The sequence below is a fragment of the Flavobacterium profundi genome, assembly GCF_006491645.1.
Taxonomy (GTDB): domain Bacteria; phylum Bacteroidota; class Bacteroidia; order Flavobacteriales; family Flavobacteriaceae; genus Flavobacterium; species Flavobacterium profundi.
Genome location: NZ_VDCZ01000010.1, coordinates 130,016 through 152,143 on the forward strand (window position 1 = coordinate 130,016; position 22,128 = coordinate 152,143).

The 22,128-nt window shown below is 30.9% G+C and carries 21 protein-coding genes; 8 read left to right on the forward strand and 13 right to left on the reverse strand.

The window, feature by feature from the left end:
* Positions 1–8 precede the first annotated feature (8 nt).
* The 4 genes from FHG05_RS13290 to trhO all read right to left on the reverse strand — a co-directional run bounded on the left by FHG05_RS13290 (position 9) and on the right by trhO (position 5,487).
* Entirely contained in the window at positions 9–2,294 is a 2,286-nt protein-coding gene (locus FHG05_RS13290) for a penicillin-binding protein 1A (RefSeq protein WP_140998583.1), read from the reverse strand.
* Between the two features lie 2 nt (positions 2,295–2,296).
* Positions 2,297–2,788, reverse strand: a complete 492-nt coding sequence (locus FHG05_RS13295; RefSeq protein WP_140998584.1) for a gliding motility lipoprotein GldH — start codon at positions 2,786–2,788, stop codon at positions 2,297–2,299.
* Positions 2,769–3,938, reverse strand: coding sequence for a PSP1 domain-containing protein (locus FHG05_RS13300; protein WP_140998585.1), 1,170 nt, complete (start codon positions 3,936–3,938; stop codon positions 2,769–2,771). The genes FHG05_RS13295 and FHG05_RS13300 overlap by 20 nt, the downstream gene beginning before the upstream one ends.
* Before the next feature lie 193 nt (positions 3,939–4,131).
* The gene (gene trhO / locus FHG05_RS13305) at positions 4,132–5,487 is read right to left on the reverse strand and encodes an oxygen-dependent tRNA uridine(34) hydroxylase TrhO (protein ID WP_140998586.1); all 1,356 of its coding nucleotides are present in this window, start codon (positions 5,485–5,487) and stop codon (positions 4,132–4,134) included.
* Positions 5,488–5,764: 277 nt separating this feature from the next.
* On the opposite strand from trhO, the gene recA reads away from it, so the two are divergent.
* From recA to FHG05_RS13325, 4 genes are all read left to right on the forward strand, one after another.
* Positions 5,765–6,769 (forward strand): recombinase RecA, encoded by a 1,005-nt coding sequence (recA, locus tag FHG05_RS13310; protein ID WP_140998587.1) that lies wholly within the window; start codon positions 5,765–5,767, stop codon positions 6,767–6,769.
* Between the two features lie 219 nt (positions 6,770–6,988).
* Positions 6,989–7,396 (forward strand): hypothetical protein, encoded by a 408-nt coding sequence (locus FHG05_RS13315; RefSeq protein ID WP_140998588.1) that lies wholly within the window; start codon positions 6,989–6,991, stop codon positions 7,394–7,396.
* Between the two features lie 16 nt (positions 7,397–7,412).
* Entirely contained in the window at positions 7,413–7,955 is a 543-nt protein-coding gene (locus FHG05_RS13320; RefSeq protein WP_140998589.1) for an RNA polymerase sigma factor, read from the forward strand.
* Positions 7,952–9,781: a porin family protein gene (locus FHG05_RS13325; RefSeq protein WP_140998590.1), complete on the forward strand. Its 1,830-nt coding sequence runs from the start codon at positions 7,952–7,954 to the stop codon at positions 9,779–9,781. Before FHG05_RS13320 ends, FHG05_RS13325 begins: the two co-directional genes overlap by 4 nt.
* Before the next feature lie 115 nt (positions 9,782–9,896).
* Here the strand turns inward: FHG05_RS13325 and FHG05_RS13330 are convergent, their stop codons facing one another.
* Positions 9,897–10,241 (reverse strand): toxin-antitoxin system YwqK family antitoxin, encoded by a 345-nt coding sequence (locus FHG05_RS13330; RefSeq protein ID WP_140998591.1) that lies wholly within the window; start codon positions 10,239–10,241, stop codon positions 9,897–9,899.
* A gap of 152 nt (positions 10,242–10,393) precedes the next feature.
* Positions 10,394–11,401: a TlpA family protein disulfide reductase gene (locus FHG05_RS13335; protein ID WP_140998592.1), complete on the reverse strand. Its 1,008-nt coding sequence runs from the start codon at positions 11,399–11,401 to the stop codon at positions 10,394–10,396.
* 94 nt (positions 11,402–11,495) lie between these two features.
* Between FHG05_RS13335 and aspS the strand changes: the two genes are divergently transcribed.
* The 4 genes from aspS to FHG05_RS13355 all read left to right on the forward strand — a co-directional run bounded on the left by aspS (position 11,496) and on the right by FHG05_RS13355 (position 14,416).
* Positions 11,496–13,241: an aspartate--tRNA ligase gene (gene aspS, locus FHG05_RS13340; protein WP_140998593.1), complete on the forward strand. Its 1,746-nt coding sequence runs from the start codon at positions 11,496–11,498 to the stop codon at positions 13,239–13,241.
* Between the two features lie 6 nt (positions 13,242–13,247).
* Positions 13,248–13,904 (forward strand): porin family protein, encoded by a 657-nt coding sequence (locus FHG05_RS13345; RefSeq protein WP_140998594.1) that lies wholly within the window; start codon positions 13,248–13,250, stop codon positions 13,902–13,904.
* Between the two features lie 6 nt (positions 13,905–13,910).
* Positions 13,911–14,144: a hypothetical protein gene (locus FHG05_RS13350; RefSeq protein WP_140998595.1), complete on the forward strand. Its 234-nt coding sequence runs from the start codon at positions 13,911–13,913 to the stop codon at positions 14,142–14,144.
* Between the two features lie 74 nt (positions 14,145–14,218).
* Positions 14,219–14,416 (forward strand): cold-shock protein, encoded by a 198-nt coding sequence (locus FHG05_RS13355; RefSeq protein ID WP_140998596.1) that lies wholly within the window; start codon positions 14,219–14,221, stop codon positions 14,414–14,416.
* A gap of 73 nt (positions 14,417–14,489) precedes the next feature.
* Here the strand turns inward: FHG05_RS13355 and FHG05_RS13360 are convergent, their stop codons facing one another.
* The 7 genes from FHG05_RS13360 to FHG05_RS13390 all read right to left on the reverse strand — a co-directional run bounded on the left by FHG05_RS13360 (position 14,490) and on the right by FHG05_RS13390 (position 22,128).
* Positions 14,490–16,064, reverse strand: coding sequence for an ELWxxDGT repeat protein (locus tag FHG05_RS13360; protein WP_140998597.1), 1,575 nt, complete (start codon positions 16,062–16,064; stop codon positions 14,490–14,492).
* A 115-nt stretch (positions 16,065–16,179) separates the two neighbouring features.
* A complete protein-coding gene (locus FHG05_RS13365; RefSeq protein ID WP_140998598.1) occupies positions 16,180–17,109 on the reverse strand; it encodes a hypothetical protein in 930 nt (309 codons plus the stop codon).
* Position 17,110: 1 nt separating this feature from the next.
* Positions 17,111–17,878 carry a hypothetical protein gene (locus FHG05_RS13370; protein ID WP_140998599.1) on the reverse strand — a complete coding sequence of 256 codons (768 nt, stop codon included), beginning with the start codon at positions 17,876–17,878 and terminating at the stop codon, positions 17,111–17,113.
* A gap of 116 nt (positions 17,879–17,994) precedes the next feature.
* On the reverse strand, positions 17,995–18,480 hold the full coding sequence (locus FHG05_RS13375; RefSeq protein WP_140998600.1) for a hypothetical protein: 486 nt from the start codon (positions 18,478–18,480) through the stop codon (positions 17,995–17,997).
* Between the two features lie 10 nt (positions 18,481–18,490).
* Positions 18,491–18,883: a hypothetical protein gene (locus tag FHG05_RS13380; protein WP_140998601.1), complete on the reverse strand. Its 393-nt coding sequence runs from the start codon at positions 18,881–18,883 to the stop codon at positions 18,491–18,493.
* 1 nt (position 18,884) lies between these two features.
* Complete coding sequence (locus FHG05_RS13385; RefSeq protein ID WP_140998602.1) at positions 18,885–19,613, reverse strand: hypothetical protein; 729 nt, start codon at positions 19,611–19,613, stop codon at positions 18,885–18,887.
* A gap of 1 nt (position 19,614) precedes the next feature.
* On the reverse strand, positions 19,615–22,128 hold the full coding sequence (locus FHG05_RS13390; protein ID WP_140998603.1) for a tail fiber domain-containing protein: 2,514 nt from the start codon (positions 22,126–22,128) through the stop codon (positions 19,615–19,617).

Here is a 22,128-nt window from a genome sequence, read left to right on the forward strand (position 1 = left end):
CGTTTTTTTCAAAAATCGAATTCAGACATATTTGGTTTATCCACATCAGTAGAATCAACCGTTGGAGCTGCTGTAGTACAATCGACACGAATACTTATCTTTTCAGGTCTTTCAAAACTTTCTTGAGACACGTTTAATTCTTTATCCTTGTAACATTTATCCATAAATAATCCCCAAATTGGCAAAGCCATACATGCTCCTTGTCCGTATAAAGTTCTTCTAAAATGTGCCGCTCTGTCTTCGTTTCCAACCCAAATTCCAGCTGATAAGTTTGGCACCATTCCAATAAACCATCCATCAGAGTTGTTTTGTGTAGTTCCTGTTTTACCAGCAATAGGATTCGTAAATTTATACTTGTAATTGGTTAAACCATTAACAGAACCCCATCTTAAACGAGCCCCAGTTCCAGATTCTGTAACCCCTTCCATTAACTTAATAATAGCATACGCGACATCTCTGTTCATTACATCTTTGGATTGCGGAATTACTTGATCTAAAACCACTCCGTTTTTATCTTCTATTCTAGTAATGAATGTTGGTGCAATATACACTCCTTGATTGGCAAAAGTACTAAAAGCACCCACCATTTCTTTCACTGTTATATCAACAGCACCTAAAGCGATTGCTGGAGTTACTGGTATTTCTGTAGTAACTCCCAAATCTCTTGCCATATCTACTACAGATTGCGGTCCTACTCGGTCCATCAATTTAGCAGACACAGGATTTAATGAATTAGCCAATGCTTTTTTAAGTGTAACCATACCTTTAAAAGCACCTCCATCATTCGTTGGCGACCAAGTTTTTGAAATCCCCCATTTTCCTTTTTGCATGGTAAATGGACCATCAATAATAGAATCACAAGGCGACATTCCTAATTGTTCAATAGCCGTTGAATACACAAAAGGTTTAAAAGTAGAACCCACTTGTCTTGCTCCTTGGCCTACGTGATCGTATTGAAAATATTTATGATTAATACCACCAACCCATGCTTTAATATGACCCGTTTGTGGTTCCATGGCCATCATACCTGTTTGAAGGAAATGTTTATAGTAACGAATAGAATCTCTCGGAGTCATTATCGTATCTTTTTCACCTTTCCAAGTAAAAATTTTCATTTTCGTTTTAACCTCAAATGATTTCAAGATTTCTTCTTCGGACTTTCCATCGTCTTTCATGATTCTCCATCGTTCCGAATTTTTCATTGCGCTTTTTATAATCTTCTCTGTCTCTTCATCAGTAATTTTTATAAAAGGCGCATTCTTTTCCGTTTTTGCTAATTCGAAAAATTTAGCTTGCAAAATGGTTAAATGTTCTTGTACAGCCTCTTCAGCATATTTTTGCATGCGAGAATCGATTGTCGTATAAATTTTCAAACCATCTCTATAAATATCGTATTCTGTGCCGTCTTCTTTTTTATGATTTTTTACCCAATCTTTCATATACACCTTCAAATACTCTCTGAAGTAAGTTGCAATTCCTTGATTATGATCTTCTGGTCTAAAATCTAAAACAAGAGGTTTTTTCTGTAGTTCATTTTTTTTAGTTTCTTTCAGGTAGCCACTACGAACCATTTGTCCAAGAACAATATTTCTTCTGTTTTTTGATCTCTCTTCAAAACGTTTTGGATTGAATCGAGAGGGATTGGTTAACATTCCAATGATAACAGCTCCTTCTTCAGTAGTTAAATCTTTTGGTTCTTTATTAAAATAGATTTTGGAAGCAGAACGAATACCGATTGCTCCATTTACAAAATCCACCTGATTCAAATACATGGCAATGATTTCGTTTTTAGTGTATTGACGTTCTAATCTAGTAGCAATAATCCATTCTTTTATTTTCTGAACAATTCTCAAAATTATATTTCTAGAACCATCACTACCATGAAATAAATTTTTTGCAAGCTGTTGGCTAATCGTACTCGCGCCACCATCTCTACCTAACATTACAACAGCTCTTAAGGTACCTCTTGCATCAATACCTGAATGTTCATAAAAACGTTCATCTTCTGTAGCAACTAGTGCATGTACTAAATCTTTTGGTAATTCTTCAAACGTAACAGGGACTCTATTTTGGGCATAAAATTTTCCCAAAACAACTCCGTCAGAAGACATAATTTCTGTAGCAATATTCGAATCTGGATTTTCTAAAGTTTCGAAAGTAGGCATCGCTCCAAAAAAGCCCCAAGAAGCAAATAGAAATAATAAAATAATAAATCCTAACCCAAATAAAAAGGTTTTCCAAAATATTTTTATATACTTAGAAAATTCACTGCTTTCTTTTTTCTTTGTTGCCATATTTATTTTGTTTTTTCTATTCTGAAACCCACATCTGTTACACCATTCAATTCTTCTACACCTGTAACACTCCCAGTTTCTCTTAATGCTTGTTGTATTTCTATAGTATACTTCCCTTTTTGTTTAAACACAAAATTTTCTTGATACCATAATTTACTTTCTTTTACATCGGAAAAGCCTTCCCCCATTAATGAACCATCCGGATTTGCCATTGCATATTCTAAAGTATCAATTTTAACTAAACTATCGGGTTGTTTTAACGAAACTGTAACAAATAAGTTGCTAAAAGGATAATCATTATTATTTCTGATATTCAAAAATAAATTATATGGATTAATAGTGTCATTCTGTTCAAAAGTGAATCGAACAACATCCTCTTGTTTCCATTTCCCATTTAATGATTGATATTCATCAAAGACTCTCTTTTCGTCGCAAGAAAAACAGAGTATACATAAAAAAATCAGTATAAAAAAATTACTCCTTTTTAGGTCCATTTTTAAAATTTGTTGGTTTACGACGTTTCTTATTTTTATTATTTTTCTTTTTAGGCTTTTGATCAAATCTAGTTAAACTATCTTGTCCAACCACATTTTGGAAATTTTTCTCAACTTCTTTAGTTGCTTCTACTACAAAATCTTCGATGGCAGAAATTCTAATTTTTTGCTTGTTTTTAGCCAAAATTTCTTTCACATCAGCAACAGATAAAACATGCCAATGCGCCGGTTGATTTTCATAAGAAAACCACATTAATTCTTTGAAAATATCTACCTTTTGGCAGTGTGCATTTCCTTTTTCAGTATATAATTTTGTATCTAAATCTGGGAAGTCTTTAAGCGCATCGAGATAGGTGTCTAATTCGTAGTTTAAACAACATTTTAATTTTCCGCATTGTCCTGCTAATTTCTGAGGATTTAAGGAAAGTTGTTGATAACGTGCTGCAGAAGTATTTACACTTCTAAAATCAGTTAACCAAGTAGAACAACACAATTCTCTTCCACAGGAACCAATTCCTCCTAAACGAGAAGCTTCCTGACGAAAACCAACTTGTTTCATTTCAATACGAATGCTAAATTCTCTTGCAAAATCTTTAATCAATTGACGAAAATCAACCCGATCACTAGCGGTGTAATAAAATGTGGCTTTGGAACCGTCACCTTGGAATTCCACATCAGAAATCTTCATTTCCAAATTAAGCGAAATAGCAATTTCTCGAGCACGCATACGTACTTTCTCTTCTTTATTTCTGGCTTCACTCCAAATATCAATGTCTTTTTGAGAAGCCTTACGGTATATTTTTGCAAGTTCACTATCAACACTTACATTTTTCTTTTTCATTTGGATTTTAACCAATTCTCCTGCCAAAGATACAATACCCACATCGTGTCCAGGTGAAGCTTCAGTGGCTACTATATCTCCAATGGATAATGCTAATTTTTCAGGATTTCTAAAAAATTCTTTTCTTCCATTTTTAAAACGTACTTCTACACAACCGAAAGGTTCTTGCCCTTGTGGTAATGTCATATTGGATAACCAATCAAAAACTGTTAATTTATTGCAGCTTCCTGTGCCACATGATCCTTTATTGCCACATCCTTTAGGAACTCCATCTGTAGTAGTCCCTGTCGAACAGTTATTACATGCCATAATTTGAATATATATTGATTGCGCTTAAACAGCACTACTTGTCTAAAACGTATTTTGAGTGTAAAGATAATATAAATTTACTTATAGATAGAAACTGAAAATTAGCTTTAAAACAAAAAACCTATTTACATTTTAACGCAAATAGGTTTTTTAAAGTATATTTTTAAAACTGTTTTTTATACTCGTAAACTAGTTACTTCATTTTAAATAGCTTATCTGATAATCGCACTCGAAATGGTACTTGGAAAGTTACCTTATCTCCTGACTTAGCTTGAGCAACTTCTTTTCCATTTACTAGCATTTTTTCAAGTAGCAATTCTTCATTACCAGTTGTAGGTCCTGAGATTAAAATTTTATCTCCAATATTTAATTCTTGATTTTCAATTAAAAACTGAGCCACTTGTGCTTTTACAAAATAATGTTCGGCTTTACCTAACAAAACTTTTTTAACTTTAATCTTTTCACGAATGGTTTTTGTCTTTGAAACCACATCTAAAGACGCATCAGACAATACACCAGAATGTTTAAACTTTAACTTTTCTGATTTTCCCTTTCTAAAGACTTTATTCCCTACTTGCTTACCTTTTCTTAATTTCACTTGTTCTGCTAATGGTAAATGAATTACTTCTTGGCATTCTGTTGAACAGCAATTCTCCATAGCAGCTTTACATTCGTCACATTGAATAAACAATAAATGACAACCATCGTTCACACAATTTGTGTGATTATCACAAGGTTTCCCACATTGATGGCATTGCGAAATAATATCCTCAGTAATACGTTCGCCCAAACGATTGTCAAAAACAAAGTTTTTACCAATAAATTTACTTTCTAAACCTTCTTCTTTGATTTGCTTTGCATAATTGATGATACCCCCTTCTAATTGGTACACATTTTTAAAACCCTGATGCTTATAATAAGCAGACGCTTTTTCACAACGAATTCCTCCAGTACAATACATTACCAAGTTCTTCGTTTCTTTAAAATCTTTTAATTGCTCATTAATAATAGGTAAGCTTTCTCTAAAAGTTTCCACATCTGGAGTAATCGCACCTTTAAAATGACCTACTTCACTTTCGTAATGATTTCTAAAATCTACTACAATTGTATTGGGATCTTCGAGGATTTCATTGAATTCTTTAGCTTTTAAATGAATTCCTTTTTTGGTAACATCAAAAGTAGCATCATTTAGTCCATCTGCTACAATTTTATGACGCACTTTAATCGTTAATTTTAAAAATGAATGATCGTCTTGTTCCACAGCTACATTCAAACGAATGCCTTGCATAAAATCATAGCTTTCAAGTGTGTCTCTAAAAGCTTCAAAATTATCTGCTGGAACACTCATTTGGGCATTTATTCCTTCGTGAGCCACATAGATTCTCCCAAGAGCATCTAAAGGATTCCATGCTAAAAATAAATCGTTACGAAATTGTTGAGGGTCTTCAATTTTGGCATACGCATAAAAAGACAACGTTAAACGTTGTTTGCCTGCTTGATCAATTAGCTCGGCTCTTTCTTCTGCGCTTAAGGTGTTATACAGTTGCATGCTATAAACGTTTAAGTGAGAAATTATTTTATAAACCCTAAATGGAAGGATTTATGACTGCAAAGATAAAATTTTATTTTAAAGTGGAAAACAAACAAAATAAATTCAAAATTTAAATTATGCACTATTTACTCGCATAGCAATTTCAAAAAATTTCATCTGAAAATCAACTTTTTAATACCTCAAAAAGCATCCTAAAGCAAAAATTCAACTTGTTAATAAAATTTCATTGCAAAAAGATAAAAATTAGGTATTTTTACGCAAAATATACATAATTATGAGCACAGATAAAGACGCAAAATTAAAAGCCTTACAATTAACATTAGACAAATTAGATAAAACCTACGGAAAAGGAACTGTAATGAAAATGGGAGATGCTGCTGTAGAAGAAGTAGAAGTCATTTCATCTGGTTCATTAGGATTGGATTTAGCTCTTGGTGTAAATGGATATCCAAAAGGAAGAATTATTGAAATATATGGACCTGAATCTTCTGGTAAAACGACTTTAACATTACATGCCATTGCTGAAACGCAAAAAGCTGGTGGAATAGCTGCCTTTATTGATGCAGAACATGCTTTTGATCGTTTTTATGCAGAAAAATTAGGAATCGATATTGATAATTTAATTATTTCTCAACCAGACAATGGAGAACAAGCACTAGAAATTGCTGAAAGTTTAATTCGATCTGGAGCAGTAGACATAGTAGTTATTGACTCAGTTGCGGCTTTAACACCTAAAAGTGAAATTGAAGGTGATATGGGAGACTCTAAAATGGGATTACATGCTCGTTTAATGTCGCAAGCCTTACGAAAATTAACCGCAACAATTCATAAGACCAACTGTACTGTATTTTTCATTAATCAATTGCGTGATAAAATTGGAGTTATGTTTGGAAGTCCTGAAACCACAACTGGTGGTAATGCATTAAAGTTTTATGCTTCTGTACGAGTTGATATTCGACGTTCATCCCAAATTAAAGATGGTGAAAATGTAATTGGTAATAGAACTAAAGTTAAAATAGTTAAAAACAAAGTTGCACCACCATTTAAAACTGCAGAATTTGACATCATGTATGGTGAAGGAGTTTCTAAGGTTGGAGAAGTACTTGATTTAGCGGTAGAATTTGAAATTGTAAAGAAAAGTGGTTCATGGTTTAGTTATGGAGACACTAAATTAGGACAAGGTCGAGATTCTGTAAAAGCCCTAATAAAAGATAATCCAGAACTAATGGATGAATTAGAAGAAAAAATAAAGGAAACAATTAAAGCCGCAAATGCTTAAAACAAAAAAATCACGAAAAAAATCGTGATTTTTTTGTTTAACCACGCAACCTTTTCTACTTCTTAGAATCTTTCATTTAAGTAATGAACATTAAAAACATCTTATTATACTAGTTTATTTATAACAACTTAATTAAACTTTATAAAGATTTAAAAATAAAATTAAAAACATTAAAATAGGTTAACTCATATAGAGCTCCTAAAATTAAAATTTACACCTATGAAGCGAGTCCTTTTTTTACTAACTATGTTTTTAGTACTAAACTCATGCAGTCTTAATGACAATATGGAAAAATACCATCTTGAAATATCCCCAGTTGAAGAGGCTATTTTACCTGACAGTTTTGAACTCGACGGCACTTATGAAATTAAGTTAAAATATTACCGCCCTAGTACCTGTCATGTATACGACAAGATATATTATGAGAAATATTTAAATATAAGAACTATCGCAATTCGAAATGTGGTATTTGAAAGAAATAATTGTGTTCCTTTTGAAAATGAACTTACAGAAGTTACTTTTAACTTTCATGTAACAAACAACGGTTCTTATATTTTTAAATTTTGGAAAGGTACTGACGCAAATGGAGAAGATATTTATGAAGAAGTAGAAGTTCCTGTTATTTGATAAAACTTTATTCATTTTGATAATTGACCAACTCATAAATGATTGCAAAAAGGGAAATACTAAGGCTTTTGAGCAAATATACCGACTATTGAGTCCTAAAGTATTTGCTGTTTGCCTTAAGTATTCGAGAAATTATGAGGAAGCACAAGATAATTTACAAGAAGGGTTTATTTTAATTTATGAAAAAATAAATCAATTCCATTTTAAAGGATCTTTTGAAGGTTGGGCAAAAAGAGTTGTAATTAATTACATCCTTCAACAATATAGAAACCAAGGAATTTTTGAAATAATTTCAGAAAATCTACCTGATGATTCAGAAATTGAAGTTGATGAGGAAAATGTATCTCTTGAATTTTTAACAAAAATCATTCAAGAATTACCCGATAGATACCGGTTAGTATTTAATCTTTATGTAATGGATGGATATTCTCATAAAGAAATAGCAGAAATGTTAGAAATTAATATTGGTACTTCTAAATCAAATTTAGCAAGAGCCAAAGCAATTTTAAAAAACAAAATTGAAGAAAACGCAAACACTTCAATTCCGAAAACGAAATGAAAGAAAACAAAAATATAGAACGCTTATTTCAAGAAAAGTTTAAAGACTTTGAAGCAAATCCACCGGAAGATGCTTGGGATGTAATTGCTTCTAGAATTGAAAAGAAAAAAAACAAACGAAGAGTTATTCCTTTTTGGTTTAAAGCCGCTGGAATTGCAGCCTGTTTGCTTGTCGCTATTTTCTTATTACTTCCTTCTGAAGCCGATAAAAATAATTTTATTCATTCTGATGAAAAAATTGTTTTAGAAAACAACAACAATAATAAAGAAGAAAACAACAACACTATTCACAACAATACAATTAAAAAATCCAATTCTGATGTTGTAGTTACACAAGAAAATAACATTCTCAATTCAAAAGAAGAAAACCCCTCTAAAAACAACAATTTAAATGAGAATCCTATTCTTAACAAATCCAATTCAAATGATAAGATTACTAAAGCTAAAAATAATGCATTCGTAAGTGTTTCAAGCGAAGAAAACAATCTAACACGAATTGGAAACCAAGAAGAAATCACTCAAGAAACTCAAAATAACATAATTACTAATGATAAAGCAAGTCCTAATGAAAACAAGGCATTAGCCAACCATTTTAATTCATCTAAAGAAACTCTTGAAAATAAAAACAAATTAATAGAAACAACATCAACAAATGAAAAAGCGGTTGCTATTTTAACCAACAAAAATATAAGTAACATTGATAAAGAATCTTTAACTAAAGCTGAAGAAAAGCCAAATTCAAATGATACTATTACAAACAAAGTTCCTCTTAATATCATTGTTTCAGGTAAGGCAGAAGATCGAGTTGTAGAAAATCAAAACACTAAAAATTCAAATTTAGTTGAAGAGAAAACATTAATAAAAGATAAAGTTGTAGGTGCAACACAACCCAATCAAAAAACAAAAAATACGACAGAAAACACAATTGATTATACTAGAGAAATTCAAAAAAATGAAATCTCTGGAAATTCATTAGTTGTTACCAATGATGTCAGTAAAGATAGTACTATAACAACTACGGAAGCTTTGGCAGAAGTAAATGTTTTAGAACAATTGCTAAAAGAAAAGGAAGCGGGAGAGAATGCTGTTGAAAAAGAAAAAGAGAAAAGAGATAAATGGGTGATTAGTAGTAATGCTGCGCCCGTTTATTTCAATTCAATTTCGGATGGCTCACCCATTGATGAACAATTTAGCAATAATGAAAAAAGTTATGCCACAAGTTTAAGTTATGGAGTAGGTTTACAATACAATCTTAATAAAAAAATTAGTATTCGTTCAGGTATTAATGCAATTAATATAAATTACAACACTAATAATGTTTATTACTCAAGCACCTTAAATCAAATTAATGCAATTTCATTAAATATTGACCAAAACGTGAACGCGGAAAATTTAGTTTTGAGAAATACTCCATCTGAAGATGCCAATATTTTATCCGCTGATGTTGAAAACATGTCAGAAGCAACTCAAGCAAGTTTAAACCAAGAGATGGGTTATATAGAAATTCCATTAGAAATGACCTATAAAATTTTAGACAAAAAATTTGGCATAGAAGTTATTGGCGGAATGAGTACTTTAGTGTTGAATAAGAACAATATATCCTTAGTCTCTAATGGTTCCGAAATGGTTATTGGAGAAGCCAACAATTTAAATAACATACATTTTAGTAGTAATGTCGGTTTGGGTTTTAACTACAATTTTTTGAAATCATTTCAATTTAATTTTCAACCTGTATTTAAATACCAGATCAATACGTTTAATTCCAATTCAGGAAACTTTAAACCTTATATAGTAGGTTTATATTCTGGAATTAGTTTTAGCTTTTAGCTTTATTGGTTAAGCTTAAATTTTAGTTAGGTGTTTCATTACTTCAAAAAAGGATGAAACTGAAAAAGTCCCAATTTCTTGGGACTTTTTTGATATAGGGTTAGTTATTATAAATTTAATTTCTAACTAAAGCTTCTTTAGACCATTTTTTAACTTCCGCAATTCTACTATTTGCAAAATCTACTTCATTTAAAGCTGAATCATTCCAGAAAAACCATTTTCCAGTTTTATTACCATTTTCATATTCTCCCATCGCTTGTTTTGTTCCATCTTGGTTATAAGAAACCCATTTCCCATGAAGTTTTCCGTCTAAATAAAAGCCTTCTTGTTTAACCTGACCATTGTCATAAAAATAAGTTGCTTTCACCATTTGATCTACTACTTCATACTTTGGTTTAACTTCTTGAGCTGCCATCATTCCTGAAACCAATAAAACTGCTGCAATTACTATCTTTTTCATATCTTTAAAATTAATAGGTTAACGATTCTATAACAAATATAGAAAATATTTTACATAAAACAAACTTTTACTTAACAATTTCATAACATTGGAAAAATAGACATAAAAAAACCAACGAAAAATCGTTGGTTTAAATTAATATTTAATTGCTTTTATTTGTTAAAAAACTCTTTCAATGTACTATCTAAAGTAGCAGAAGAAGGTCGTGGTGCATCAGCAAAAATAACTTTACCGTCAGGACCTATTAAGATAAATCTTGGGATAGCATTAATACCATAAGCTTTTATGAAATCAGAATTCCAATTGTTATCTGCAAATAATTGAACACCTCCTAATTCTTTTTCTGAAACAAATTTTTTCCATTTGTCATGGTCTTTTTGTGTATCTACAGAAATACTTACAAAAACAATATTATCGTTATGGTATTTTTCTTCTATTTTTTTCAAATGAGGAATTTCAGCTCTACATGGCGCACACCAAGTAGCCCAAACATCAATATAAACATATTTCCCTTTGAAATCTTCTAATTTGGTCATTCCTCCCTTATGGTTTTCGAAATTGAAAGAAGGACTTGCAACCCCATTCATTTTTTCAGCTATTTTCTTCTGAGCATAAAATTGACTCAACATCATGGATTCTTGTTGAATCATAGCTGTTAACATTTGCGATAAAGAAGTATCAACTCCTGCTTGTTCTAAAGCAGCTAAATCATCTGACTTCTTTTTGTTTAAACCTGCTTGAAAAGCAGTTTCATCTTCCGTAAATAAAAAATCCAAATCTTTTTCAAAAGCTTCATCAGTTAAGGCTTTTTTTGCCAAGTAGTTATTTTCAACAGATCCTTTTCCTTCATATTTAATAGATTCGTCAAAACTTTTAGCATCCATTGTAAGTTTTAAATCATATCCATTTTTCAAAAACAACATCGTCGTTTCAGAACCATCAAACAATTGAAATAATCCATCTGAAGGAATTTCAAAAGCATCTTTAAATTGACCTCTTTTATTAAGACGTAATGTTTTCTTAAAGTTTTTTCCAGAAGCTAAAACAATAGAATCTGAATTGCGATTTGCGATTTTACCTTCAAAAGAAACCATTTTAGAAGCATCCTGAGCATGTATCGATAAAACAGCAAATAATAATAAAATTACCAATTTTTTCATAAGAGTTAAATTGAATTAAAAATAATCTTCAAATCTAATAAATTTACTCGATAAAATTAATATTTGTTATTACTTTTGCATAAATTTTAATAAAATGTATAGAAGTCATACTTGTGGAGAACTTACCGCTTCACATATAAATACAGAAGTAACATTAGCAGGTTGGGTACAAAAAACCCGTGATAAAGGTTTCATGATTTGGGTTGATGTAAGAGATCGTTATGGGATAACTCAATTAATTTTTGACGAAAAAAGGACCGACACTAGCGTTTTTGAAAAAGCAAAAACGCTAGGTCGCGAATTTGTTATCCAAGTAAAAGGAACTGTGATTGAAAGGGAATCTAAAAACCCTAACATGCCAACTGGTGAAATTGAAATTTTAGTTTCTGAATTAAACATCTTAAATGAAGCCATGCTTCCTCCATTTACTATTGAAGATGAAACGGATGGTGGTGAAGACATACGAATGAAGTATCGTTATTTAGATATTCGTAGAAACCCAGTAAAAAATAATTTATTATTCCGTCACAAAGTAAGTATGGAAGTACGTAAATACCTTTCTGACAAAGGTTTTTGTGACATTGAAACTCCTTACCTAATTAAATCTACTCCAGAAGGAGCAAGAGATTTTGTGGTGCCAAGTAGAATGAATGAAGGACAATTTTATGCTTTACCGCAATCGCCTCAAACATTTAAACAATTATTGATGGTAGGTGGTATGGATAAGTATTTCCAAATTGTAAAATGTTTTAGAGACGAAGATTTAAGGGCTGACCGTCAACCTGAATTTACTCAGATAGACTGTGAAATGGCTTTTGTAGAGCAAGAAGACATTTTAGATATGTTTGAAGGTTTAACGCGTCATTTATTAAAAGAAATAAAAGGCATTGAAGTAGATAAATTCCCCAGAATCACCTACGATTATGCTATGAAAACGTATGGAAATGACAAACCAGATATTCGTTTTGAGATGAAATTTGGAGAGTTAAATGCTGTGGCACAACATAAAGATTTTGGTGTATTCAATTCTGCGGAATTAGTAGTAGGTATTGCAGCTCCTGGTTGTGCTTCTTATACTAGAAAAGAAATTGATGCTTTAATTGAGTGGGTAAAAAGACCTCAAATTGGAGCTTCAGGAATGGTATATGTAAAATGTGAAGAAGATGGTTCCTTCAAATCTTCTGTAGATAAATTTTATGATCAGGAAGATTTGAAAAAATGGGCAGAAGCAACTCAAGCTAAAGCAGGAGATTTAATTTTAGTTTTATCAGGTAATGCTGACAAAACGAGAACCCAACTTTCCGCTCTAAGAATGGAAGTAGCGACTCGTTTAGGATTAAGAAAATCAGATGAATTTGCTCCATTATGGGTAGTTGATTTTCCTTTATTAGAATGGGATGAAGAAAGTGGTCGTTATCATGCGATGCACCATCCTTTTACTTCTCCAAAACCAGAAGATATTGAACTAATTGAAACCCATCCTGGAAAAGTAAGAGCGAATGCTTATGATATGGTTTTAAATGGAAATGAGATAGGCGGTGGTTCTATCCGTATTCATGACAGAGCATTACAATCTAGAATGTTTGACTTACTAGGATTTAGCAAAGAAGAAGCACAAGCGCAATTTGGCTTCTTAATGAATGCTTTTGAGTTTGGAGCTCCGCCACATGGTGGTTTGGCTTTTGGATTGGACCGATTAGTATCTATTTTAGGAGGTCAAGAAACGATTCGTGATTTTATTGCTTTCCCAAAAAACAACTCGGGAAGAGATGTCATGATTGATGCACCATCAAAAATTGACACTAAACAATTAGAAGAATTACATATTAAGTTGAAATAATTATCCATGAAAAAAACAATCTTACTTGTTTTCTTTTTAGCAAATTTATTGGCACAAGCTCAAAATAAAATTATTTTAAGTATTTCTTCAGGTGCTACATTTTCTAATATTAGGGGAAATGATTTTGCAGAAGAGAACAAGTATGATTTTAATTATGTAGGAGGAATTGTCATTGAAAAACCTATTAACACGAATTTTTCATTTGTCACAGGCTTACATTATGAAAATAAGAGCTTCAAAAATGAAATTGATGCTGCTTTTTTTACCAACTCAATGGATCCTTTTGTTTTTAATGAAGGTACACTGAAAGTAAAGGTAACTTTACAATATATTACCATACCGGTTTTGTTTCGTTACTATTTTGATAAAGAAAAACAATTTTATTTTAATGCTGGACCATATTTAGGTTTTTTTCTTAATACCACAACTAGAGTGGATGGAGATAAAATAAAAGAAGATAGCAATGATATCTTTAAAAAGATAGACTTTGGTTGGTCTCTAGGAATTGGTAAAAAATTTAAAATAACTGAAAAAAACAAACTTAGTATTGAATTGAGAGATAATTTAGGCTTACTAAACATAAGTGACGTTCCTGTTCAAGGTAATGGAACTGTAAAAACAAATTCTTTCAATCTCATTTTAGGTTATGAATTTAATCTGTAAGCAACAATGAAATATATCTTAATCGTTTTACTTGTCCTTTTTTTTAGTTTTTTAGGCTATGGTTCCTATTTGAATTCGGAAATTGCTAAATCGGGTGATAAATGGATAGGAATAGGTGTATTAATTATTGCTTTTGGGATAATGCCTCTTTTTATTCTTCACCGATATAAAAAAAGTAAATTAAAAGAATTCTTAAATTCTCAGCTCGATAAAAACAGAGAAAAGTCTGAAAATCAATAATTTTTCGATTAATATCGTGTTTGTTTCATAAATAAGTATATCTTTGGATATTATTAATTATTTTATATTACAACATGCGAACAGGCACAGTTAAATTCTTCAATGAAGAAAAAGGTTACGGTTTCATCACTGATGAAGAAACTGGAAAAGACATTTTCGTACACGCTAGTGGAATGAGAGTTGAATCATTAACTCAAGGAGAAAGAGTGAATTACGAAGAAGAAGAAGGAAGAAAAGGTAAAGTAGCTGCTCAGGTAGTAGTTATCGAATAATACATAATTATTTTTTGATTACCTAGAAAGTGTAAAAGTCCTGCAGTTGCAGGACTTTTTTATTAACTAATAGCTATTTCTTAATTATTTTCTGAATAAAAATCTGATTGGTCTGTAAGTCTTTAATTGTAACTATATATAAACCAGAATTTAAATTAGTAATATCTATAATATCTTGATTTTGGTATTTTACAATTTCTTTCCCAACTATATCGCAAATTACAACTTGAAACTCATTTAAATTTTCCATTTTAATATTCATAACATCTAAAGCAGGATTCGGATAAATCAAAATACTACTACTTTTATTAAAATTTTCGAAAGATAAATTCTGATCAATAATTCTATAAGTTTTGTAACCACTAGCAAAACCATTTGATGTTGCTGTAAAATAAATATAGCCATTCAATTCAAAAAACCCGCTTGGTTCAGAACTTATATCTCCAGGAACAATATCTTCAATTAAAGATAAATTATCATTTTCGTCTAATTTCCAAAGTTCGATCCCCATTTCTGGTGTATATAAAGATAAATATAGAATATCATTATATAAAAAGGGAACTGTAAAATCAGCTGTTAGATTTGGAATATTGGTGACTTTAATTGTCCCAAGTTCTGTCCCATCTGTTTTCCAAATTTGATTACCTGTACCATCATTCTGAACAAAATATAATTGATTATTAAATTCTGTCAAACCACCTGGTGGCGAACCATTCGCATTATTACCTGGATAAACATCTTTGACCATTTGTGTGCCTGCTTCCGTACCATCTGTTTTCCATAGTTCATAACCATTAACATTATCTCTAGCTGTAAAATATAGTATTGGTCCTACTTTAATAAAGTTATTTATTCCAGAACTATTAAAATAATTTGCATCAACATAAATGTCTTTAATTAATAATGTATTGGGAGTAGTAGCGTCTGTTTTCCATAATTCATTCCCATAGGAAGTTGAAAATCCACCAAAATAAAAGTCATTCCCTATTTTCTTTCCAATTGAAATTTGTTTGTAATCAATATTATTTTCTGTATACAAATCTTTAACTAACATGCTTACATTTCCATTAGAACGCCAAATAGCCCATCCATTAGCAGCTGTTTTAGCATTAAATAGTATATCATCATTGTCATAGTTGAATACATATAAATCAAGAACCGTTGTGAAATTTTCAATTGGGGTAACCAAACTTTCGCTATTTGGATTTAAATTCATTTTCCATAGAGTTCTACAACAATTGAAACCACTTGCTCCTTCTGTGAAAAAGATAAAATTTTGTGTTTTTACAAAATTATTTGGTTTTGTAATAGCACTATTATTTACCATTATATATGTACCCGCAACAGTTCCATCTGTTCTCCATATTTGATCATTATTGGCTTGAAAATAAACAACATCATCTAATAAAGTAAAAAAATTGGGATCACTGTTCCCAGTACCTACATTAATATCTTTTAACAAATTTGTTCCCGCCGATGTTCCATCAGAAACCCAAAGTTCGTTACCATATTCAGGAGTATTTCGAACAAATATAACTTTGTTATTCACTTTGGTAGGAAACGACCAGTAAAAATCAGTAACAATTTCTACTTGAGAAAAAATAGTGTTACAGACCAAAAATAATAGTAATAAGGTAATTTTTTTCATGATAATAGTTATTTAAAATTTCTAGTTAGTGTCTCTTTTGAAAAAAAGTAAACATAAAAATGACAAAACCATCAAAAATTAATTATATGGTTTTATTTACATTACTATTTATTTCTTAAAAACCAGCTATTTCTTTATATCCAGTAGTGTCAAATGAATAGCTACCTTCTTCAATTTCTGTAACTTTTACATTAAAGTTTGATCCTGAAAGTTCCGTTATTAAATACGTAATACCGTCAATCTTAAGATATCCAAGATTAAAAAAACCTGCTCCAATAGCTTTCCCATTAGCGAAACAAACATTCCCTCCTGGTCCTAACCAAAGTACCATTTTTTTACCCTCAGCATCCTTTCCTATGTATTCAAATTGAAAATCATTTGTATTTAAAAATGACTTTTTATTTCCAGTCTTTTTAAATTTTGCATGAAATGTATTACTAAAGGAAAGATTATTTAAATCGTTAAAAATAGTTCCATAAGGCATTTTTACTTTCCATTTGTTACCTTCTGCGATTGTATAAGATGTATTTTCATTTTTCTTAAGAAACGTATTCATGACTACCTCATTCATTTCTCCTTGGTAGAGTTGTTGCCAACTTTCATTTGGCATAAAACTTTCTTCTGCTTGTATATTATGAAAATAAAAACCAGAACCATTAAATTCATCAGTAATTACTTCAAATGATATTCGTTTTGTAGTATTTGGACAGTTTACAAGACATCCTTTTTCAAACAAATATTTTCTTAAATCAAAATTCTTTTTTTCCTTAATTGTTCCTTTTCCACCATGAGCTTCATGAATGACTTGTAGTGTTTTATTTTTTTCAATAGTAGAAATACATTCTACTAAATTAAGTATAACAACTCCTTTTTCTTTTGCCAGAAAATTAGGTTTTACTAGTATGGCATCAATCTGATGTTTATTTAAAGTTACTTTTGCAAATTCACAACCCTTGTTTTCACTACAAATAGTAATGGTTTGAACTTGTGTGTATCCTATTTGAGATAAAAACAAGATAAACAAAAAAAGAATATTTTTTTTCATTTTAAATGCTTTTATAAGAATATGTTATTTCACTGCTAGCGACTCCATTAGCGCTGGTAAAAAAAGATTTAACAACAAAACCGTCGGTATCGTAAGTGTTTGTAAATGGATTGGTTTGAGCTAAATTGTCATCAAACATAGAAACAACTGGGTAAGTAGTAGTAACATTGTAATTTGTGGATTCTAAACCTGAAATATACCAAAGTACTGGAATCCATTTCTTATTAATTACATTATATAATGGTCCTTTTTTCGATGTGTCAAATGAAAAAGCATATTCACTGCCATTTCTGTTTTTTATTTCAATATCGTTAGTTTCATTTACGATAAAATTATTATTTCCTCCTGTACTACTATATTGTTTTGTTGAGCTATTATAGGTAAAAAATTCAGGAGCCGAATAATAGTAAGTATAATTAACACTATTAAATATGCCATTATTATATCCATAATTTACCACTGAAGCAGGATCTCCATTCTCAGGTTGATTGTAAATTGCAGAAACTGGTATGTTATTTTGATAGGTATAAGCAAAACTTGCATTTAAATCTCCATTTGAATAGTAATACGATATTTTAGAAATTTCTTTATTCAAATTGTATTCAAAACGCAATTCATAGGTGAATATTAAAGGGAATGTAAAAGGGTTAGTTGTTTTAACTTCAATTTTATCAATTACTTTAAGTAGTGGTTGAGGGGTAGGTTCATCATCTTTGCTACAAGAAAAACTGAACATTGCTAAAGCAAGTATTAAAATTAATTTTTTCATAATTATTTATTTAAATTTCTAGTTAGTGTCCTCTTTTTAAAAAAGTAAACATGGCAATAAAAAAACCGCTAACTTTAAATGTTGAACGGTTTTTAAAAAGAGTTTAATTTTTCTCTTTATAAATTGATAAAAAAACGAGCTGGTGCAATTTCACCTTTTATGCCTAATGCTTTTGCTTCAATAGTAATTTCATAATTCCCTTTTGGCATTTCTGAAATTGTTTCGTTAGAATTTGTTTGTAAATTGGCTAACATAGAAATGAAATCAAATGTTTCTACTGGCATTAACATATCACCTGGAAAAAAAGGAATGGGTGCTCTTTTCATGCTGGCTATCACTTTTCCATCTCTTTTAATCGTTGTATTAAAAACAAATTGAACCACTTCTTTTTTATCTGTATTTAATTGAATATCAGTTCCTGTAAAAACAAAATTGATTTTATATTTATTTTCTCTAAAATCTGCATATAAATTGACTGCTTTATTACTTTTAATTGTTAGCTCTGCTTTGGATTGATTGTTAATTTTTATCTCTCCTTGTACTAATTGAGCTTGTGATTTTATTCCAAAAATCAAGAGTAATATTAAAATGGTATTTTTCATTATAATTACTTTATTTTTTTAATGTGAAATAATCCTCTATTACTTTTGTAGGCCTTGAATCATGAAAATCTATAGTTTGTTTTATATATCCCATATATACTTGTGTTTCTCTATATAAAGAATACTGAATTTCAAAAGTTCTTTTGGCTATTTTATCATTTTCTACCATTGTCATTTTATAACGATTGGTTCTATCTGTGTCGTCGAAAAGTTGGGGTACTTTGTTCCAATTATAAAACAATTTAACAACTCCTCCTACTTTAGAATAAAACTGAGTCGTATTATCAACTGTATTTACAATAAATTTAGGCGTGTTGTTATTGGGTTTATTGTTTTCAAATACAAGTTGTGCATTGCCTTTCAAACCAAAGAATAAAAATAGAGCTAAAATAATCGACTTCATTTTACTTTAATTTTTGATTAATAATCATTCTTGCTGCTTGAATTGCTTTTTTATCATTGGTTAAAGTATCTTCAGAAAAATCTACTCTTAAAGTAAATGAAAGTCCTTTATAAAACACTTTTAAATCTCTTGTAGTTACACCCATAACACCACTATCTACAAAAACAGAATAAGTACCCAGATCTGGAACTTCCTCAACTTTAAATTTGGAAATAGATTCTTTGGCAGCTTCTAAAGCAGCATCCGTTTGATCTTTAGTCATTTTATTCTCTGTATGTAATTCATTTGCTTTTTTATCCATTTCAGCTGTACCATTTTGAATTTCTTCTGCAGTTAAAGTATGATAATCGTGTTTAAATTGTTCCAAAGTGGTATTTTTTACCCAAGTTAACTCGATAATATTATCAGCTGGGACATTTAAAGATTGTCCATTTATAGCTACTTTTTTCGTTCTATCCGATTTCCACTTATATTTTAGACTTTCTAAAGAGGAAAACTTAGAATAATCTTTCTTTGCTTCGCTTTTTGGTAAACCCAAAACCTCGGCAGCCATTTCTAAAGTTAATAGTTCATCTATTTTGCCTTTAAAATCTTCTGCTTTTAAACCCGTTGCCTCTATAGATTCTACCATTTCTGTTTCTAAACCGTTTAGTTGTTCTGATTTTTTATCACCTTCACAAGAAAAGGCAAATAAAAAAATGCTTGCTAATGCTATTAGTGTTGTTTTCATCTTATTTTGTATTTTTTAAAGTTTGTATTTCAGCTTTCAATTCTTCAATCATTATTTGTTGTTCTTGAATAGCTTTTATCATAGGTGCTAATAAGTCATTATAACGAACGCTGTACATGCCTTCTTCATCTTTAGTAATAATTCCGTTGGTGTTTGCTCCGAATTTTTTAAGTGATGTTTCTAATTCTTGAGCTATAATTCCATATTCTACTTTTTTAGTTTCATCATTTTTACGTGTGTAGAAAACCGGTTTTAAATCCTTTATAAAATTCAATCCTAAGTTAGAAGGTTGAATGTTTTCTTTCCAGCGTTTGTCTGATGTTACTGACCAAGCGACTTGCGTTCCTGCATAAGTTATTGAAGTATTTCCAATGCGTACTTGATTTGAACCAGTTGCAGAAGGAACTTGCGCATTATTACCAATTCCAATATTATTTGAGCCGGTTGTATTACCTAATGCAAAGAATCCTATCGCTGTGTTATCAGATCCTACTATATTTCCTTGTAAAGATTGGTTTCCTATGGAAGTATTTCGGTTTCCAGTGGTGTTTTGCCCTAAAGAATAGGCTCCTAACGAAGAATTATTTACACCTGAAGTTTTTGAAGATGAAGATTGAAATCCTACAGCTGTATTAGCAGCAGCTGTTGAACTAGAATTTAATGCTTGAGTACCAAATGCCGTATTTTCTGAACCTGTTGTGTTATTTTGTAGTGCAAAACTTCCATTTGCTGTATTAGAATTTCCAATTGTATTAGAATTTAATGCATTATATCCATTAGCTGTATTAGAATTTCCACTGATGTTAGCATTTAACGCAAAACTACCATTAGCTGTGTTTCTTAAGCCAGTTGTATTATTCTCTAAAGAAGCAAAACCTAATGCTGTATTGTTGCTACCGGTAGAATTTAAAAACAATGTAGCAGTACCATTAGCGGTGTTATTAATTCCTGTGGTGTTGGAATATAAAGAAGACGCTCCTGTAGAGGTATTATTAGTTCCTGTAGTATTTGAAAATAAAGAATTACTTCCATTTGCAGTATTATTGCTCCCTGTTGTGTTTGAACCAAGAGCACCTGATCCATTCGCGGTATTAGAATCACCTATCGTATTAAATTTTAATGCTCCTAAACCAGTTGCAGTATTAAGACCTCCTGTTGTGTTTGAAAATAAAGCCTGATAACCAGTAGCGGTATTGTTAAGACCTGATGTATTTGATTGAAGCGCAGAATAACCTATTGCTGTATTTGCACCTCCAGTGATATTGGAATATAATGCGGACACACCTATAGCTGTATTAGAAAACCCAGTGGTGTTTGAAAATAAAGAATTACTCCCATTTGCAGTATTATTACTTCCTGTTGTGTTTGAACCAAGAGCACCTGATCCATTCGCGGTATTAGAATCACCTATTGTATTAAATTTTAATGCTCCTAAACCAGTTGCAGTATTATGACCTCCTGTTGTGTTTGAAAATAAAGCCTGATAACCAGTAGCGGTGTTATTAAGACCTGATGTATTTGATTGAAGCGCAGAATAACCTATTGCTGTATTTGCAGCTCCATTGATATTGGAATATAATGCAGATACACCTATAGCTGTATTAGAAAACCCAGTGGTGTTTGAAAATAAAGAACCACTTCCATTTGCAGTGTTATTATTTCCTGTTGTGTTTGAGTATAAAGAAGAACTACCAATTGCAGTATTATGACTTCCTATGGTGTTTGAACTTAAAGCTATATTTCCATTTGCAACATTATTATTTCCTGAAGTATTATTAAACAATGTGCCAACTCCAGATGCAGTATTACTGTATCCTGATGTATTGCCATTAAGAGCATACAAACCAATTGCAGTATTATCTGATCCAGTTGTGTTAAAAACTAAAGATTCTCTACCCACAGCAGTGTTGTTTTGACCAGTTGTATTAAATACTAAAGAATTTAATCCAAAACTTGTATTATTTACTCCAATCCTTCCAGACAAAGCATTATTTCGTTTAAAAACTAAATCTTGGTCATCTGTAGTACCAATAAAGTTATTATTAGGATTTGTATTTAAATTTCCACTTAACCCCCAACCTTCATCACCACTTTTTTTAGCATATAATGCATAAGGCGAACTTAACAATTGGCTTGTGCCAACAATTGTATAAGTTGTACCACCTGTTGGGTCGGTTTCAATTTTGATAAAATAAGGACCATTTGCCCAATCTATTGTTGCAAATGTTCCTGTTAATGGAATTCCTGTTCCTATTTCTACAGTTACTAAACCGTTATTATTCGTTTCTGGATTTGGATTAAATAATTCTTTGTACACTTCTGTTCCAGTTGCCGAACCTTGCAGAATACTAATTCGCATTCCAACTGCTTGATTCGTTATTAATGTATTGGATGCATTACGAATTACGGCTTGATAACTCATTTTTTCTGGCGCTTGTGCGAAAGCAGTGCTCAGTGAACAGTAAATTATAAGAAGTAAAACTGTTTGGAACAACATTTGTATTTGAGATTTCAT